Below are 18,111 nucleotides of genomic sequence, written 5' to 3'. Positions count from 1 at the left end.
ACTTAAAATTTAGCTAGTGAAGCGCAGAAGATGGCGACACTTTTACCGCTTTTTGTGCTGGATATAGCGTAGCGCCTACGCTTAAAAACATGGCTACAACAACCGTTATTACGACATCCTGCCAGTGTAAGCTTGAAGGTAGAAAGTCAATAAAATAGATATCTCCAGATAGAATGTCTACACCCAATGACGTCTCTATAAAACGAACAATATCCGACAAATTGGGCGCCACCAGCAAGGCAAACGTAACGCCAACGGTGATGCCGACAAATCCATTGATAACACCTTGCAGCACGAATGTATTGCGGATTAAGCGGTCTGTGGCTCCCATTGTTTTTAAAATTGCAATAGCAGCTTGTTTGTCCCTAACCGCCATCACTAATGATGACACTATATTAAAGCAAGCAACGGCAATCACTAACGTAAGCGCAATATAGACCACCGTTCTTACAAGCTGAATGTCGTTGTACAAATGCCCTTGGGTACGTGTCCAGTCAGACATATAAACGGCTTGAGGGTAGCTATAGCCAATATCCCGCATGGTATCGTATGCTGAAAAAGGATCGTTAAGCGTAAACTGAATACCCTGGGCTCTAGATGTTATACCGATAGCTTGCGATGCGGTCGCTAAATGCATCAACCCAAGCTGGTTATCTAATTCACCGCCTACAGACAGCGCCCCTGAAATAGTTAGCGTAATAGAACGAGGCGCTTTAAAGGTTAAATCTTGCGTGGCTTGCGGTATCAATAGTTGAACTGTATCTCCTACAGAGAGCCCCATTGAAGACATAATACCTTTTCCAATAATTAACCCATTGGCCTGTTTGGAAAAGTTAAGCCAGTGCTGGCTAGCCACTCTTTCAGAAAATTTGTCGCCAACTTGATTAACTGGGATACCGGTAACACTAATGGCCTTCAACTCACCCTTCGATTGCAGCATGCCTGTTAACCCAGTGTAAGGAGTTACTGACGCAATACGCTTGTCTTGAGAAAATCGGTATAGCTGAGCGTCTAAGTTCTCTATGCCACCTTCACTTTTAGTGTAAAGTTCGCCATGAGGAACCACACTTAGAATACGACTTGTCAGCTCTTTTTCAAAACCGTTCATAACACTAAGCAGCACGATAAGCACGAAACACCCAAGCCCAATGCCAATTGTCGATGACATTGATATAAACGAAATAAAACGCTGTTCGGAGCGTGTTTTTCTAAATCGTTTTGCCAGTTCAAGGGCGAGCATTATTACTCTCCATGGATAACGCCTCACAAGCTAGCCGGCCGTCTTTTATCTTCAGCACCCTATCCATTTTCGCAGCAAGAGCAATATCGTGGGTCACCACCACAAAAGCAGTACCCTTTTTCTCACTTAAACTGGTCAAAAGCTTATAAATTTGTTCACCCGTAGAATCATCCAAATTCCCGGTAGGCTCATCAGCGAGCACTACGGAAGGTTCAGTGACTAAGGCGCGGGCGATTGCCACACGCTGGCGCTCGCCACCCGACATGGTTGAGGGTAAGTGGTCCGTTCGATGGGAAAGCCCGACTTCTTCTAACATAGCTTTGGCTTTGGTATGGGCGTCTTTTATCGACCGTCCTCTTATTCTAAGCGGCATCGCAACGTTTTCTAAAGCAGTGAATTCACCTAGAAGGTGATGAAACTGATAAATAAACCCCATTTCGTCGTTGCGAAGTTTAGCTAATGCATTACCAGAAAGTTTACCAAGGGATTTACCATTAAATTCAACCTCGCCGCTGGAGGGTTTATCTAATCCTCCAAGTATATGTAGTAGCGTACTTTTACCCGAGCCGGAGCTTCCTAAAATGGCTACATGTTCACCAGCTTTTATAGAAAGAGAAACATCGTGTAATACTGGGGTGGCGTTACTGCCATCTTGATAGGTTTTATTAATATTGCTGCAAATTAGCACGTCCTGCATGCGACTGTTCTTCTATAGTTTCCAGACGGTGAATGGTAGCGCTAAACACTACCAACACCAACTGAAAAATGACAGCGCTAAAACGTGTTATTGTGTGTCTAGGACGCTTTTAGCTAGCGCATCGGCAGACTGAGGCTTGCCAAACAACCACCCTTGGCCAAACCCGATCGTCAACCCCTTCAGTTCATTACTCTGTTCGGTATTTTCGACGCCTTCTGCAATCAGGTCGACGTTTAAACCCTCGGCGATGCTGACAATATGCGGAATAAGTGACGAACGAATACTGTTGTCTTCCATATCCATAACAAAACTTCTGTCAATTTTGAGATAGTCACAGTTCAAGGTTTTAAGCTGACTTAAGTTAGAGTAGCCCACACCAAAATCATCAATAGCAAACAAGAACCCTTTGCTTTTTAAAGATTTAATATGCTTAACTGCACTGTGGGTTGCAATCTGCTCGTCTTCGGTGATTTCCAGTACTAACTTAAAGTTCTTAACATTCATTTCCAGTACAAAATCTAAGTCTAAGCAATCCTCTCTTGTAAAATCGAAAGGAAACAAGTTGAAAGACACTTTGAATCCCTCGGGAATATCCGGATTCTCATTGAGCTCCTTCATGGCAGTCGTAATCATATCTACGGTAAATTCCCATGTCATATCTTGGTCTTTGACTTGGGGAATAAACTCATCGGGATAAATAGGCCCAAACTCGTCTTCAAAGCGACTTAGCACTTCACAACCGATGACTTTGCCGGTTTCCAAATCCACAAATGGCTGGTAAAGGCTATAAAACTTATGCTCTTTTAACCCTTTGCTTACTCTTGCCTCCAAAGAACGACGGCGTCTTAGATAATTGAACACCAGCATGTGCGTGAGTGCAGCCGTCATGAGCATGACGAAGACAAACAAGACAATCTTTCCCATGTGTAAATCCAACACCCGACCGTGATCAGACTTAACTTTTAGGCAAGTGTTAGTGTAGCGTTCATCGCACAAAATGAATTTTAAGGAAAAATAACCAGTACGTGCATCCATGTCTTTCTGAGTAAGCTTACTATCAACAAGCCCTGGATTACCCGCCATGTGATAAAATTGATCACCGTTATAAAAAAGCTGCCAATCTTGTGTAAAGCTGTAGCCAATGACACTATCCATATCTAGCACAGCGTTATAGCGTCCACGTTGAACAATGGTGCCTGAAGCCTGCTTATCAAATAATTGCAGCGGCGTATTTATCCAAAATGCATCTCCAAGCTTAGTGTAAAAATCGGGAGTAACTTCTTTTATAGGCTGTTCAAGAACGCCTAGATAGGTGCTGCACGATAATTGCTTATTTTCGTAGAAACCAATTTCTTTTACAAAACGAGAGCGAAATAGAGTCTTGCGCATTTCTGCTAAGTTTTCGAGCTCACACGACTGATAAGGAAGAGCGTTGAGATAATCAAGGGTAATCTCAGCGTCTCTAAAGACTGTGCGAACATTATCTAGGATCCCTTTGGCTCTGCTCTCTTCTTGTTCCCTAACGAACACGAACATAACTATGGCAAGAACGAGGGACACTAAAATAACGCTTAGTAGAGAGACGCCAATCGCTTTTAAATTGTCCGCTAAAAAGTACTGTTTTTGATCGCTTTTATTCATAATCTACATTGTATTCATGCATTCACCCGAACACTTTAGTACAGATTCAAAAAAAAGCACTAAGACTTTAGGGCACATGTCACTGTTTGTTAGATATTTTTTATACCTAATACCAGTCCGTATAGATAGTCGTTTGGGCGCTTGGAAAGGATACTGGTCAATAAAAAATTTACGAATTCAGCAGCCGCTTCACGGAATTTTTCATAACAACGAGGATACGCGCTGAATGAAATTTTAAGGCGTGTATGGGATACTAGTGAAAAGTTGTTTTTAATTTGAAGTGAGGGATTGCTTTTGAATAGCATCTTATCATTAATGGCGGAGCGGACGGGACTCGAACCCGCGACCCCCGGCGTGACAGGCCGGTATTCTAACCAACTGAACTACCGCTCCGCAATAATGATGAGCGCGCGTTTTTCGATTAATGGCGGAGCGGACGGGACTCGAACCCGCGACCCCCGGCGTGACAGGCCGGTATTCTAACCAACTGAACTACCGCTCCACATAATCGAGATTGCGCTGTATAACTAAATGGCGGAGCGGACGGGACTCGAACCCGCGACCCCCGGCGTGACAGGCCGGTATTCTAACCAACTGAACTACCGCTCCGAAGACCTTTTAGTTATACCATTGAAAGAGTGGCGGAGCGGACGGGACTCGAACCCGCGACCCCCGGCGTGACAGGCCGGTATTCTAACCAACTGAACTACCGCTCCACATCTTCAATGTTATCAGTGAGTTGACTTGGCTGTTGTTGCCCTGTCCCCTGACTGCGGCGCAGATAATACGTATTCCCCAATGTGGAGTCAACGCTTTTTATTAATAAAATTGTCATCTGCGGTTTGTTTGCCTGTTAAATAGACATTATGTCGAAATAAAATTCAAAGTGAACAATTTAGCATCGCATTATCACAACTGTAATAATTCACGCTTTAGGATTTTTCCGGCTTGCTCCCTTTCTTAAACACGCCCAACAACTTTTTAAACCCTTTAGGCGCTTCCTCCATAGACAGATCGGCATCTGTCGTGGCCGAGCTTTGCTTTGCTGGTTCAGGCGATGATGTAGAAGACGTACGCTTTTTGCGCATAAAAATAATAACCGCAGCAGCAATGACGCCGATAAGAACTATAGACCCGTTGACCGCGATCAAAATAATGGTCAAGGTTCCGTTATCCATTTCCTTTTCCGATGGCTCTTCATTTGGCGTCATTGCGGCGGGATTCAGCTCAGGCGACGTAATAAGTGGCGCGCTCCCGTCGACGATTGGGTCTTTTCCATCTATTAGTGGGTCTTCAACTTCAGGCTCTTGCGGCCCCTCTGCAACAAAACTAAATTCAGGCACGTCTAATATGAAGTCTCGCCCGTTCACTGTTGTGCCATACGCCGTAATCTTTACTCTAAAAATGCCTTCCTCATAAGCAACAATTAAATACTCGCGAGGATCACTGCCCCCCTCTGTCAAAGAAAAGTTCTGCATGTCTGCATTGGGGAACTTTACTTTTCCGTCCACAAGCAAAGATTCAATATCAACGAGTTCCCGATCAACATCAATTATGATCTTGTGGTAGCCATCTCCACCGCCATTCATTTCGACGTCAATATAAACAGGGTTGTTATGTAAGACAATCGGTTGGCTTTCTTGCTCACGGGTGTACATGGGAGTAATAACGCGAAAAACGGGCTTCCACTCACCCGCCGGTATTTTTAAATTAAATTGCCCGGTAAAGACACCATCTGCTGGGCGCTCGTCCATGCCTCTTCCGTCGTCTTTAAACGTAGCAATATTTTGATCGCCTGTACCAAAATTTCCGAAGTTAGGATTGTTTGTGCTTTTAAATTCAATATCGAGCTCGACCACATCTCTAAACTGCTTGTTATCAATCGGCTCGCCGTTATTAGTGAGATACGCCGTAGATTTAAGAATTTCACCAGCAAATAACACGTCAGGCAGCGGATCAGCATGTAACTCTATATTTGATATAACCATCACACGGCTTTCTGGCAGCACTTGGCCCACTGCTTGCCAGGGCCCTGGAACGGGATTTTTAATGGTTATCATGTCGAAGGTATCGGCATCGAACCACTCTACTTTGTCTTCGTCCACTCGCCCCTGGAACAGCTTAGACCCATCAGGTCTCACAAGTACAACCGGTGCAGAGCCGTACTCTCTGAAAAAGACCATGGTGATTTCTTCAACGTTGTAATCTACTCGAAATCGGTTTTGTAAAAGCTTTATTGAGTTTGTGTAGCTGTCGCCTAAGTCAGTAAGCGGCGAAGCATCAACATCTTGATTATTTGACTGAGGGTTTTGAATTGCACTATCTGCGAGCTGACTAGCGGCGTCGCGCTCGTCTTCTTGCGATTGAGCGCTAGCGCTTATGTGTATGAAAAGCGATAAGATAATTACCCAACAAAACCACACTCTCACGCTACGCTGCTCCTGCACTGTTTGGTTATTTTATTTCTATTTACACGTTTTTGGCTAAGACGCCTCTTCAGGCTGAGGACGCCACAAGCATTTGCCCCCCGCTTTTTCTACAATGTCCAAGCGAGCCTCGTGCTGTGTTATTTCATCGGCGGTAGCTTTAATAACCTTTAATTTATTTGTGCCTCGCTTGACCCTGCGAATAGCGGTTGAGTCAGCATCATTACCCGAACTAGATGCCAATTTAAGCTTAGTCTGTCCACCGGTCATTAATAAATAGACATCGGCAAGGATTTCAGCATCCAGCAAAGCCCCGTGAAGCGTACGGTGGCTGTTGTCTATGCCATAGCGTTTGCACAATGCATCAAGGTTGTTTTTCTGCCCAGGGTGCATTTGGCGAGCAAGGGTCAGCGTATCCAGTACATCACATATCTGGTTGGTGATGACGCCTTTTGTTGAGGCTTCCATTCCAAACTCGTGATCCATGAAGCCCACGTCAAATGGTGCGTTGTGAATAACAAGTTGCGCCCCTTTGATAAAGCTAACAAACTCCTGAGCAACCTGAGAAAACGTAGGCTTGTCGGCAAGAAATTCATTGGTTATGCCGTGAACTTCAATTGCCTCTTGTTCAATATGCCGGCCTGGGTTGATGTAAACGTGAAAGTGATTCCCCGTCAGCCGGCGGTTAACAACTTCAACACACCCTATTTCGATAATGCGGTGGCCTTCTTTGGGGTCAATACCTGTGGTTTCAGTATCGAGAACAATTTGGCGCATGGAACCTCTACTATAATTACACTTTCATTTTTTGATAGTATATCAACCCCTTCGCAATCCGCTAAGGGAAAACACAAGATAAATTAAGCGAGTTAAACTAAAGGAAACGCTGTGGCTCAAAAGACCATTCACATTTATACCGACGGCTCGTGTCTAGGTAACCCTGGCCCGGGCGGGTACGGTGCTGTACTAATTTACAAACAGCATAGAAAAGAGTTGAGCGATGGCTTTGCCCACACCACGAATAATCGTATGGAACTGCTTGCCCCGATTGAAGCACTCAATAGCTTAAACGAACCGTGCAACGTTGAGTTAACTACCGACAGTCAGTATGTAAAAAATGGTATTAATCAATGGATCCATAACTGGCGTAAAAACGGCTGGCGCACTGCTGATAAAAAGCCGGTTAAAAACGCAGATTTGTGGCAGCGTTTAGACGAAGCGGTGAAAAAGCACAAGATAAACTGGCATTGGGTGAAAGGTCATTCAGGACACCCAGAAAACGAGCGTTGTGATGACCTTGCGCGCGGTGCTGCGGAAGCGAAACCAACAAAGCCAGATGAAGGCTTTGCTGGAAAGTAAAATACTTCGGCAAAGCGCTTTTGGTGAGAGCCTTTACTTAAAGTTCTCACCGAAAGCTTTTACTAAGGGCGTTTAACACGAGCTTTTATCAAGAGTTTCTTACCACGCGCTTTTACCATGAAATGACCAACTTGCCCTGCGTGTCGTTGTTTTCCAATCGCGCATGAGGCTTATCTATATCATCGATACTATAATGGGTATCGATATTTACATTTAGCTCTTTGTTTTCAAAAGCGGGCAAACATACGTTAGAGAAATCACGTATTAAGTCCGCTTTATACTCGTCGCTTCGATTTCTTAGTGTTGTCCCAATGATCGAGGCTCTCTTTCCTAAAAGCAAAGCCATATCAAGGTTATCAGCATACCGTCCTGCTAGCATGGCCAAGTAAACTACTCTGCCGTCTTGCTTCAGCACTTTAAGATTTCGGTTAAGGTAATCGCCACCCACCATATCAAGCACCATATCAACGCCTTCTGGCCATACTTTTTTTAGAACATCGTCAAACTGCTGCTGTTTGTAGTTAATAAGATGCTCTGCGCCATTGCTTTCACAAAGGGTAAGCTTGTCTTGGCTAGACGCTGTTACGGCACTGTGTACGCCCCAGTATTGGCATAGCTGAGTGGCGGCCAACCCCACACCACTTGCGCCCCCATGTATTAAGGCACGCTCAGCTGGCTTAATATGAGCAATGGTGCGTAAACACTGAAATGCGGTAAGAAAAACTTCGGCAAGACCTGCTGCTTCAAAAAATGGCATGCCCTTAGGGATAATCATAAGGTGAGCAGGATTGACAATGACTTCAGTGGCGTAGCCTCCACCTGCGACCAAACCAAATACTTCATCACCTTCTTTTAAGGTACTAACATCACTGGCAACTTCTGTTACAACGCCTGCTACCTCTAACCCAAGAATTTCACTTTCCCCTAGCGGAGGTGGATAACTACCTTGACGCTGCAATGTATCTGCTCGATTTACACCGAATGCTTTTACCTCTACTTTTACTTTTCCTGATGTTAGCGATGACCCATCACATTCCTTAACAACCAGTTCGCTCGGGCCGCATCCCTTTTCAAAATCCACATAGCGCATACTCTGCATCCTATCCTAGTCTTAAAATTTTATTCGTAATTTGTCTACGTACTTCTCTATCAATCAGTTTGGGTTTCTTCTAAGTTTATACCAGTCGGCATAGATAATATTCAACACAGAACCTATTAAATGCGTATAATCGCGGCCATTACCGTGAGCGCCTAATGTCGCTTACAACAGATGTATATTGTTTAAATTAGCACGAGAGCCTACATGTCAGCACAGGTCATACTACAACCATCCAGAGATAAATCACTTCGCCGTAAACACCCTTGGGTTTTCGAGAGCGCCGTGGCTGAGTTAAAAGGCCGTGCTCGGGTTGGCGATACGGTTGATGTTTTCGACTCTGAAGGCGATTGGTTAGGGCGAGGCGCATATTCTCCAAATTCTAAAATTCGCGTTCGCATGTGGACGTTTAAAAAAGATGAAAGCATTGATAACGGCTTTTTCTTGCGCCGTTTAGAAACTGCGCTAACGCTGCGTAAGCGCTTGTTTGACCCAAGCAAAACGAATGCGTTTCGTTGGATAGCGTCTGAAAGTGATGGTCTTCCCGGTATTACCATTGATCTCTACGACAATGTTGCCGTGGTGCAGCTTCTTAGCGCTGGCGGTGAAAAGCACCGAGATAAGATAGTATGGGCAATCACCAAGCTAATGCCTAATGTTCACGTTTATGAGCGCAGTGACGTTGATGTACGTAAAAAAGAGGGACTAGAGCCGGTAACAGGGGTGCTTCACGGCGAGCCACCAATGCAGGTCACAGTAAAAGAAAACGGTATTAATATCGTTGTAGATATAGAACATGGTCATAAAACTGGTTTTTATCTCGATCAGCGTGATAGCCGTGCCGCCGCTGCACATTACGCAAAAGATGCTGATGTACTAAACTGTTTCAGCTACACAGGCACATTCTCTTGCTATGCCCTTTCAGGCGGGGCAAAGTCAGTGACTAACGTTGATGTGTCTCAACCAGCGTTAGATTTAGCTAAACATCATGTGGCAATTAATGGATTAAGTGAAGACAAAGCGCATTTCGTCAATAAAGATGTATTCAAAGCGCTAAGGGAGTATCACGAGCAGGGCAAACAGTTTGATATGGTCATACTCGACCCACCAAAATTTGTTGACAGCAAAGCTACACTAAACCGCGCTGCTCGCGGCTATAAAGACATTAATATGTACGGCATTCACACAGTTAAATCTGGCGGATTGCTGCTGACTTTCAGCTGTTCAGGTCTTATGCCTGCTGATTTATTCCAGAAGGTTGTCGCCGACGCTGCGCTCGATGCTGGCCGTACAATAAAAATCATCGCAAGGCTAAATCAAGCGTCTGACCACCCTATCATTGGTAGCTACCCCGAAGGCTATTACCTGAAGGGTTTAGTCTGCGAAGTCACCGACGATTAGAAATGAAAAAGCGCCCTCGTTCTTATAAAAACTGGGGCGCTGATTTCACTTATTGAATTAACGATAGGTTATGCATATCGCCTTGAAAGCTAGCAATAAACCTTAATTATTAAGAAGCGAAGAATGCATCACTATTTGAAAAGATTTTCGATAGCGGCTGTGAAGCCGCACTTGTTTGAATTACAGTAACCTCTTCTTTACCTTCTAATTTTTTCCACACCATTTCGTGGAAATAAAAGGCCACAGTATTAATTGCTGGCTCGACTAATGCAACCGCACCGCCTACTACCAAGCTACCCGTAAGTAGGTAGGCTACAGTAAAGGCTACTGAAAAGTGCATAACGGCAAAGGTAATTGTCTTTTTCATAATAATCGCTCTCTCAAAAGTTTAAATCTGTTTGCTTTCGCATTAATGAGAATTATTATCAATTAAGAGAGGGAATAAAAATAGAAAAAACTGAACCGCTTATTCGCTTTATTGAATGATAAGCGACAGCGCGAATACATCTACGCGTGAACTGGAAATAAAAAGGCGAAGAATTATTTCGCCTTTTAACCTGAAAAATACCCTATTTCATCTGAGAAATTTCAACGCCTATAACACAGCTCGAATCAGATTCAGGTTCACAGCGTACTACCGTAGCTAACGCTGCTAAAGAAGGGATTTGCGAGCTAGACGACTCTATAGCAACACTCACCTGTGTGCCCACCTCAATAGAAGGTTCGTCAACTTCTAACGACATACCTGTGGCGCTTATATCTTTGCACATTGCCTGCATGGTGCGGCTCGACTCATCGTCAGTAATCTGCAACTGACACGGCGAATTTACCATCATCCTGAAAAAATTTCGCTTATCGTCGTATCCCAACATGTCTACTTCTCCCGATTTTTAGCATTACGCTGACGACTACAAGTGTTGTTATAGGTTGATGCCGATAACTTGTCAATCGAACTGTCTAAATTTTATTCAGTAATATAGCAAAAGTCGTATTGGTCTTACCTCAACGAGTCGACGATTATCTTTTATTATCGATAAAACAGCACGGCTGTACGCTTATTGAATACAAATATTAAAGCCCCACGATGTGGCGCACTGTGGGGCTCTAATATAATTAACAAGCCTATGTAGATGCGCTCCGCGCTTGGTAAACTAGGCGTTACACACTGTCTATATCGAAAATTTCATTAGAAGTCTGCTAAATAGAGGGATATACGCTTCGCTGATATGGGGTATGCCGTACCAAGCTGCTGCGCAAACAAAGAAACACGCAGTTCTTCTATCATCCAGCGCACATCATCAAGGGCTTGAGGCACCTTACCTTTGGGGTACTTACTGCACGTTTTTTCCCACTCTTTAATCGACTTTTCTACAGTTACCTGATGCATTCGGTCCTTGTTGGGGTCAATAGGTAGCTTCTCAAGACGACGAGCCAAGCCTTTAATATAGCGGTTCCAATCGTCCAGCCTACTTTCACCTATTTGAGAGACAAAGCCAGGGAATACCAATGACGCTAAATGCGCTTTACAGTCACCTAACGCGTTAATCATAGTCAGCGGTACGTTACCTTTCATCTGCTTTTGGCATTGATGAGCAAGAGTAAGCCCCTGCTCTACCTGCTTGGCAATTTCTAACACTCTGTCATTGATATTTGCTCGAGCAATCTCCAAACAGGCCTCAAAGTCAGCTTTATTCCGAATATCAGTGTCGTTCGATTTGCAGTAATCACTGACAATGGCGTCAATACCCGCAAAAATACAATCATCTATTAACGCTTTAACTTGCCCAAATGGATTGAAATACAAACCCAGTTTGGCTTTATTGGGTAATTTACTTTGCAAATAGTTAAGCGGCGAGGGCATGGCATTTTTAATCAATACATTCACCCCCTGCTTATGTAGCGTCTGCGCTTTATCAGCTTCCTCGATTAACGCGATATCCACCTTATCGCCTTTTTGCACTAATGCTGGGAACGCCTGAACTTCAAACCCGCCTACCTTTTGCACAAAGGTTTCCGGTAGGCTTTCAAAATCCCACTGTTCAATATTGTTGCGCTCTAATTCAGGAGTCGCGGCTTTTTCAAAAGTTTGTTTTACCTGCCCTGCACACTGTTGTTTAAGGGCATGAAGGTCATCACCTTTGGCAATATCATCACCGTTGTCGTTCACTACCGCAAAGTGCACTTTTAAATGCTTATCAAGCTGAGAGAGATTCCATTCTTCGCTCTCAATAACAACGCCAGTCATTTTACGAAGCTTATCACTAACCGCTTCCAGCAAAGGCACAGGGCGATTGTTTTTGTCTGTTTCACTGATATCAGCAAGGCAGGCATCGGCAAAGTTAGGCGCAGGCACAAAATTGCGTCGCAAACGTTTAGGTAAGGTTTTAATTAAGCCGACTATGAGGTCGTGCCTCAGCCCAGGTACTAACCAATCAAAACCTACATTGTCCACTTGGTTAAGCACTGGTAGCGGGATCACTACCGTTACACCGTCATCTTCAGCGTTGGGCTCGAAGTTATAGCGTAGCGGCAGCGTAATATTGCCTTGGCGCCATACATCAGGGAACGCGTTCGCTACCGACTTCCCAGGCTGCTGACGATACACGTCTTCTTCTTTAAAGGTTAAGCTGTCGTTGCTTCCGTGCTGTCTAAACCATTTTTTAAACGCTGCATCATTATTGGCTTCAACCGGAATACGTTTAGCGTAAAAGCTTACAAGCTCTTCATCATCTACAATCAAATCGCGACGTCGAGTCTTTTGCTCAAATTCATCCGCTTGTTCCAGCAGTGCCTGATTTTCTTGTAAAAAGCTGTAGTTGAGCTTGGTGTTACCTTCTACTAACGCTTCGCGAATAAACAATTCATGGCAAATTGGCGGGTCGATTAGGCTGTAAACCTTTGCACGCTTCATCACAATAGGCAGCCCGAACAGAGTAACCTTTTCAAACGCAATAACCGCGCCGCGCTTTTTAGACCAATGAGGCTCAGAATAGCTTCTTTGCACAACGTGTTCAGCTAAAGGCTCTACCCACGCTGGATCTATTTTTGCCACCATACGGGCAAAAAGTTTAGACGTTTCTACCAGCTCGGCTGCCATTACCCATTTTGGCTGAGACTTTGATAACCCTGATCCTGGGAAAATTAAAAAGCGTGAATTACGTGACCCCATATACTCACGGTCTTTATCTTTAAAGCCCATGTGCGACAGCAAACCGCTGGCGATAGCTTGGTGAATAGCCTGATAGTCGGCTTCTTGCTTTGAAATACCGAAGCCCAGTTCAGCAATAGACTTTTTAAGCTGGCTTACAATGTCTTGCCACTCGCGCATACGCAAATAGTTGATGAAATTCTGCTTACACCATTTGCGAAGCTGATTTTGGCTTAACGCATTTTGCTGCTCTCTAAACGCCACCCACAAGTTGTAAAGGCTTATAAAATCTGAATCTTTGTCGTGATATTCACTGTGCTTCTCGTCTGCTTGCTGGCGTTTTTCCTGAGGTCGCTCTCGCGGGTCCTGTATAGAAAGTCCTGCCGCAATCACCATGACTTCACTAAGCGCATTTGTGCGCTCAGCTTCTATCACCATACGCGCATAGCGAGGGTCGATGGGCAAACGCGCCACCTGACGACCTAGCGGGGTAAGCTGCATCTTGCCACTTTGCTTCGTTTTCCTGTTAGCTTTACCTTTCGCAATGGCTTGGATTTCTTCAAGTAAACGGAAGCCGTCGTTGATGTTGCGGTTATCCGGTGGTTGAACAAACGGAAAAGCAGCGATGTCGCCCAATCCTAACGCAAGCATTTGCAAGATAACCGACGCTAAGTTCGTTCGCAGTATCTCTGGGTCAGTAAATTCTGGGCGCCCTAAATAGTCGTCTTCGCTGTATAGGCGAATACAGATACCATCAGATACACGGCCGCATCGCCCTGCCCGCTGATTTGCTGAAGCTTGCGATATTGGCTCAATAGGCAGTCGCTGCACTTTACTTCTAGCGCTATAGCGTGAAATACGGGCAAACCCTGGGTCTATTACGTATTTGATACCGGGTACGGTTAGTGAGGTCTCAGCAACGTTAGTAGCTAGCACAATGCGCCTGCCGCTGTGAGACTGAAAAATGCGGTTTTGCTCTGCAGCCGATAACCTAGCGTAAAGTGGTACAATTTCAGTATTGCGATAATGCTGTTTGCTCAAGGCATCTTGGGTATCGCGTATCTCGCGTTCACCACTTAGAAATACCAGAATGTCGCCCGGTGCTTCGCGCATTAGCTCGTCGACAGCATTTACGATGGCATCACTTTGATCAATGTCATCATCATTGTCTTCTGGCGCGTGATAACGAATCTCTACCGGATAGGTACGACCGCTCACTTCAATAATTGGCGCATTATTAAAGTGTTTAGAAAAGCGTTCTGGGTCGATGGTAGCTGACGTAATAATAAGCTTCAGATCAGGGCGCTTATCCAACAGCTGACGCAGATAACCTAACAAGAAATCAATATTAAGGCTTCGCTCGTGGGCTTCATCTATGATGATAGTATCGTATTGATTTAAGAAGCGGTCTTGCTGCATTTCAGCAAGCAGCATACCGTCGGTCATAAGTTTAACGTAGCTTCGCTCGCTTACCTGATCGCTAAAGCGAATCTTAAAACCTACCTTTTCGCCAAGGGGCGTGTTTAGCTCTTCAGCGATACGCGTAGCCACGCTTCTTGCTGCTAAACGTCGTGGCTGAGTATGAGCAATCATGCCATTCACACCGCGACCTAGTTCTAGACATATTTTAGGTAGCTGTGTGGTTTTACCCGAGCCGGTTTCACCGGCCACGATAACCACTTGGTTATTAGCAATCGCTTCTTTGATATCTTCTTTTTTATCGCTAACCGGCAGCGGCGGATATTCAACCTTAGGAAGGTTGTTTTGACGCCAATTACGCTTTTCTATTGATGTATTGATATCGCTTTCTAGTTTCTCAAACTGCTTTTTTAGGCTATCTTCGCTTACTGAATTATTTGTCGCTTCTTTTTTCCCATTTTCTTTACCGCCAGATGCGTCATTAGCTTTTTGCGCAAGCTGCGTGATCCTGCGCTTCAAACGAAATTTATCTGCGCTTAAACAATCATCAAGTTTGTTGTAAAGAGGTTTTATAGCAAGTGGTGAAGACAAAGTGACATCCTAAAGCGAGTTTCTAATCATCAATAAAATTCGGGCGGTGATCCTAGAAGATACCGCCCTAAAAAGCCAGTGTGTTAAGCGTTACGAGAATTTAAGCGCTTTGGGTTAATTCATCGTCCTGCGTGGTTGTAAAACGAGGAAAGCCGAACCAAATGGCTGCTGCTCCAAATACGAATATAAGCATGGGGTACCAGCAATAAGGTGTAATAGCCAATGGTGAAATACCCACTACAGCTGCTGCGCTTAAGAGCTGTGCTCCGTAAGGGACCAAGCCCTGGAAGCTACACGAAAAAATATCCAGTAATGACGCAGTACGGCGTGGGTCTACGCCATATTTTTCGTTCAAATCTTTAGCAATAGGGCCTGCAGTAACAATGGCAATGGTATTGTTAGCCGTTGTAATATCCAAAAAGCTAACTAAACCAGCAATACTAAACTCCGCGCCTTTCTTAGATGTAACTTTGCGAGTTAAACGCTCAATTAACCAGGTGATACCGCCATTTGCATGCATAAGCGCTACAATGCCACCTATGGTTATGGCTATCATGGCTAAATCTTGCATCCAGCCCATCCCTTTTTGAATACTTTGCATCATCGAAAGTGGCGTAAAGCTACCTTGAACCAAACCCACCACGCAGGCGCTGGCAATACCCACTGCAAGTACGCTAATGACGTTAAACCCTGTTAGCGCAAATGCAATAATGCATAAGTACGGCACTATACGCCAAAAATCATAGCTGCCGCCTTCTACAATTCCTGAAGTATCCACATCGACCATAAGCAATAACGCCATAGTGACGATGCAGGCTGGCACAGCAACCATTAAATTTGCTTTGAATTTGTCCTTTAGCTGCACGCCCTGCGTTCGTGTTGCGGCAATGGTGGTGTCTGACACAAACGAAAGGTTGTCACCAAACATAGCGCCCCCCACTACAATACCCAGCGCCATTTCCACCGGCAGCCCTAGGCTGGTAGCAAGACCTGCTCCTATTGGTGAGAGCGCGGTAATAGTGCCCATTGACGTGCCCATGGAAAATGATATGAAACAGCAAATCAAAAACAGGCCTGGTAATATGAGTGCGGAAGGTACAAATTGCAGCGCCATGTTAACCGTGGCATCTCGTGCACCAATATCAATGGTCACCGCGTAAAAAGCACCTGCTAGCAGGAATATCAGCACTAAGAGAATAATGTTCTTGTCGCCACCGCCTTTACAAAAAGTCTGTACCTTTTCTGAAAAGCTAACTTTTCTGCCTTTAGGGTTCAAACATAAGCCATACCCGGCACTAATGAAAAACGCCACTAAAATAGGCATTGCGGTAATGTCATTTGTGGTGATGCCTGTTACTACAACAAGGATCACAAAAAGCAAAATAGGCGTTAAACCTAGTGGATTTGGAATAATAGAATTTGGTGCAATGTCGTTATTTTCGTGCACAGAAAACTCTCTTTTGGGTTTTATTGCGTGACAGCAAAAGTTTAAAGGCTACGCTGAACAGCCACCTGAAGGGTGCGAGTGCGTAAAGCAAGCTTCAGCAAGACCATATTTTCACGGTCTTTCACAGTGTGAAGCTAAAGCAGCAAAGGATAAAAGTTTTTAAGAGCGTTGAAAAGGAGTTTACCTCCTAGTGGCTAACTCATCTGAATGGTTACAGCTACTATTTTAGTTTTTTAAGCTTCGGGCTAGTCGCGCATATAAATGGAAGTCACTCAGTTTAATGGGGGTTTCGCAGTTCGCTGGGGGTTTTGCCGGTAAGCCGTTTTACAGTGCGACGAAAATTAGTTAAGTCGTTAATGCCCATTGCACCTGCTGCAACCTCGTTGCTAACTTTATTTACTGACAAAAGCATCACCGCATGATTACGCTGAACTTCTTCAGATAACGTTCGAAAGCTAACACCAAACTCCTTTAATTTTCGCTTCAAAGTAGCCACGCTAACACCCAACTTCTCTGCTAATTCGGGTAAAGCTATATTTGCGCTTTTTGCGCTAAATGCAAAGATGTAATGCCTGACGAAATCTGGCAAAGGCAGACATGGTTTCAGTGTAGTATGAGGCGCTGTTTTTGATGAAGTGACACTGTCTCGTAATAAACTGTTGCCTAGTACACTGCTTGATGAAACCTTTGGTTCACAAACATCTGCCGTTTTACGTATCGGTTTTATGGGCTGTAGCAATACGTCTTTTTCAATACAAATACTGTTGAAGGTACTATTAAACGATAACTTAAGGCCAAGGTGAGTTTCATAATCAGCGATGTTTTTCGGCCGACTACCCGTAAACGTAAAAGACAGGTGTATTCGCTTATTCGCAATGTTTTTCAACAGTGAAACGATACATGCAAATGCTAATTCGATAGTGAATAACGATAGTTTGCTGCTCCCCCCAGTTAACTGCGGTACCAATACAGTAGTATTTGCGCTTTCGAAACGCTGAAATTGACATAGCGGTAAGCTACACCACCTGAATGTTTGGCGGCGAGTGAGATGAAAAAGTAGTGCTTCGACATTTTCGCATGCTGCTAACACATGCAAAGGACTGTGCTGCCACTGCGAAGCTAGAGCACCACCGAGCATGAAGCTAACATCGCTCCCTTTTGTTTGGGCATGCACATTCCCTAACAGCAATGAATATTGTTTTATGCTTAATAGCGAATCACTCTGTAAAGCATCATCAAAAATCCCAGTTCCTCGCAGCAACTTATTTTTATTAGCACCTCTCGATAACGCCACGTCCAATGCGGCCCGCACCAACCAACACCCACGAATCGCTTTATCTTGAACTGACATCACCACATTAGCACTAGCAATGACACCCATGCCAAGCCCATCAGCATCTCCTTTTACAGAGACACCCATGCCAAGCCCATCAGCATCCCCTTTTACAGAGACACCCATGCCAAGCTCGTCAGCATCTCCTTTTACAGATACACCCACGACAAGCTCATCAGCACCTCCTTTTACAGAGACACCCATGCCAAGCCCATCAGCACCTCTTCCCTTAGATGCACGCAGCGCTTCTAGTGGTAGTGTTAAATCCATAAGTAACTCACCGCAGGCGTCTTTGTTACCTTGAACAAGGCTC

At 44.6% G+C, this 18,111-nt stretch carries 13 protein-coding genes and 4 tRNA genes; 2 read left to right on the top strand and 15 right to left on the bottom strand.

The genetic code is table 11. The features are described from left to right. Positions 1-13 precede the first annotated feature (13 nt). The 9 genes from V7R55_RS05695 to dnaQ form a co-directional block, all read right to left on the bottom strand. Entirely contained in the window at positions 14-1,240 is a 1,227-nt protein-coding gene (locus tag V7R55_RS05695; RefSeq protein WP_334058125.1) for a lipoprotein-releasing ABC transporter permease subunit, read from the bottom strand. Further along, on the bottom strand, positions 1,227-1,937 hold the full coding sequence (gene lolD / locus V7R55_RS05690; RefSeq protein ID WP_334058124.1) for a lipoprotein-releasing ABC transporter ATP-binding protein LolD: 711 nt from the start codon (positions 1,935-1,937) through the stop codon (positions 1,227-1,229). The genes V7R55_RS05695 and lolD overlap by 14 nt, the downstream gene beginning before the upstream one ends. A gap of 87 nt (positions 1,938-2,024) precedes the next feature. Further along, positions 2,025-3,578 carry an EAL domain-containing protein gene (locus V7R55_RS05685; protein WP_334058122.1) on the bottom strand — a complete coding sequence of 518 codons (1,554 nt, stop codon included), beginning with the start codon at positions 3,576-3,578 and terminating at the stop codon, positions 2,025-2,027. Between the two features lie 316 nt (positions 3,579-3,894). Then, a tRNA-Asp gene (locus tag V7R55_RS05680) sits at positions 3,895-3,971 on the bottom strand. A 32-nt stretch (positions 3,972-4,003) separates the two neighbouring features. Next, a tRNA-Asp gene (locus V7R55_RS05675) sits at positions 4,004-4,080 on the bottom strand. A 30-nt stretch (positions 4,081-4,110) separates the two neighbouring features. Continuing rightward, positions 4,111-4,187 (bottom strand) — tRNA-Asp (locus V7R55_RS05670). Positions 4,188-4,217: 30 nt separating this feature from the next. Further along, positions 4,218-4,294 (bottom strand) — tRNA-Asp (locus tag V7R55_RS05665). A 216-nt stretch (positions 4,295-4,510) separates the two neighbouring features. Further along, the gene (locus V7R55_RS05660) at positions 4,511-6,007 is read right to left on the bottom strand and encodes a TIGR03503 family protein (RefSeq protein WP_334058120.1); all 1,497 of its coding nucleotides are present in this window, start codon (positions 6,005-6,007) and stop codon (positions 4,511-4,513) included. Between the two features lie 54 nt (positions 6,008-6,061). Further along, positions 6,062-6,781, bottom strand: a complete 720-nt coding sequence (gene dnaQ / locus V7R55_RS05655; protein ID WP_334058118.1) for a DNA polymerase III subunit epsilon — start codon at positions 6,779-6,781, stop codon at positions 6,062-6,064. A gap of 111 nt (positions 6,782-6,892) precedes the next feature. On the opposite strand from dnaQ, the gene rnhA reads away from it, so the two are divergent. Continuing rightward, complete coding sequence (rnhA, locus tag V7R55_RS05650; protein WP_334058116.1) at positions 6,893-7,363, top strand: ribonuclease HI; 471 nt, start codon at positions 6,893-6,895, stop codon at positions 7,361-7,363. A 112-nt stretch (positions 7,364-7,475) separates the two neighbouring features. Here rnhA and V7R55_RS05645 read toward each other — a convergent pair whose 3' ends face one another. Continuing rightward, complete coding sequence (locus V7R55_RS05645) at positions 7,476-8,453, bottom strand: NAD(P)H-quinone oxidoreductase (protein ID WP_334058114.1); 978 nt, start codon at positions 8,451-8,453, stop codon at positions 7,476-7,478. 213 nt (positions 8,454-8,666) lie between these two features. Here V7R55_RS05645 and V7R55_RS05640 point away from each other — a divergent pair, with 213 nt between their 5' ends. Further along, on the top strand, positions 8,667-9,860 hold the full coding sequence (locus V7R55_RS05640; protein ID WP_334058112.1) for a class I SAM-dependent rRNA methyltransferase: 1,194 nt from the start codon (positions 8,667-8,669) through the stop codon (positions 9,858-9,860). A 109-nt stretch (positions 9,861-9,969) separates the two neighbouring features. Here V7R55_RS05640 and V7R55_RS05635 read toward each other — a convergent pair whose 3' ends face one another. The 5 genes from V7R55_RS05635 to V7R55_RS05615 form a co-directional block, all read right to left on the bottom strand. After that, entirely contained in the window at positions 9,970-10,227 is a 258-nt protein-coding gene (locus V7R55_RS05635; protein WP_334058110.1) for a DUF2061 domain-containing protein, read from the bottom strand. Positions 10,228-10,429: 202 nt separating this feature from the next. After that, a complete protein-coding gene (locus V7R55_RS05630) occupies positions 10,430-10,732 on the bottom strand; it encodes a PilZ domain-containing protein (protein WP_334058108.1) in 303 nt (100 codons plus the stop codon). A gap of 314 nt (positions 10,733-11,046) precedes the next feature. Next, positions 11,047-15,018: an ATP-dependent RNA helicase HrpA gene (gene hrpA / locus V7R55_RS05625; RefSeq protein WP_334058106.1), complete on the bottom strand. Its 3,972-nt coding sequence runs from the start codon at positions 15,016-15,018 to the stop codon at positions 11,047-11,049. A 100-nt stretch (positions 15,019-15,118) separates the two neighbouring features. Next, on the bottom strand, positions 15,119-16,465 hold the full coding sequence (locus V7R55_RS05620; protein WP_334058104.1) for a Na+/H+ antiporter NhaC family protein: 1,347 nt from the start codon (positions 16,463-16,465) through the stop codon (positions 15,119-15,121). A 277-nt stretch (positions 16,466-16,742) separates the two neighbouring features. After that, complete coding sequence (locus V7R55_RS05615; RefSeq protein WP_334058102.1) at positions 16,743-18,068, bottom strand: AraC family transcriptional regulator; 1,326 nt, start codon at positions 18,066-18,068, stop codon at positions 16,743-16,745. Between the last annotated feature and the right edge of the window lie 43 nt (positions 18,069-18,111).

The sequence above is a fragment of the Alteromonas sp. S005 genome, from assembly GCF_036864475.1.
Taxonomy (GTDB): Bacteria; Pseudomonadota; Gammaproteobacteria; order Enterobacterales; family Alteromonadaceae; genus Alteromonas.
The sequence above is the reverse complement of the archived record's forward strand: the minus strand, read 5'-3'. Positions and strand labels throughout refer to the sequence as shown.

Coding starts and splice junctions, on each gene's coding strand:
- V7R55_RS05695 (WP_334058125.1), bottom strand. CDS start 1,240: ATGCTCGCCCTTGAACTGGCAAAACGATTTAGAAAAACACGCTCCGAA.
- lolD (WP_334058124.1), bottom strand. CDS start 1,937: ATGCAGGACGTGCTAATTTGCAGCAATATTAATAAAACCTATCAAGAT.
- V7R55_RS05685 (WP_334058122.1), bottom strand. CDS start 3,578: ATGAATAAAAGCGATCAAAAACAGTACTTTTTAGCGGACAATTTAAAA.
- dnaQ (WP_334058118.1), bottom strand. CDS start 6,781: ATGCGCCAAATTGTTCTCGATACTGAAACCACAGGTATTGACCCCAAA.
- V7R55_RS05645 (WP_334058114.1), bottom strand. CDS start 8,453: ATGCGCTATGTGGATTTTGAAAAGGGATGCGGCCCGAGCGAACTGGTT.
- V7R55_RS05640 (WP_334058112.1), top strand. CDS start 8,667: ATGTCAGCACAGGTCATACTACAACCATCCAGAGATAAATCACTTCGC.
- V7R55_RS05635 (WP_334058110.1), bottom strand. CDS start 10,227: ATGAAAAAGACAATTACCTTTGCCGTTATGCACTTTTCAGTAGCCTTT.
- V7R55_RS05630 (WP_334058108.1), bottom strand. CDS start 10,732: ATGTTGGGATACGACGATAAGCGAAATTTTTTCAGGATGATGGTAAAT.
- V7R55_RS05615 (WP_334058102.1), bottom strand. CDS start 18,068: ATGGATTTAACACTACCACTAGAAGCGCTGCGTGCATCTAAGGGAAGA.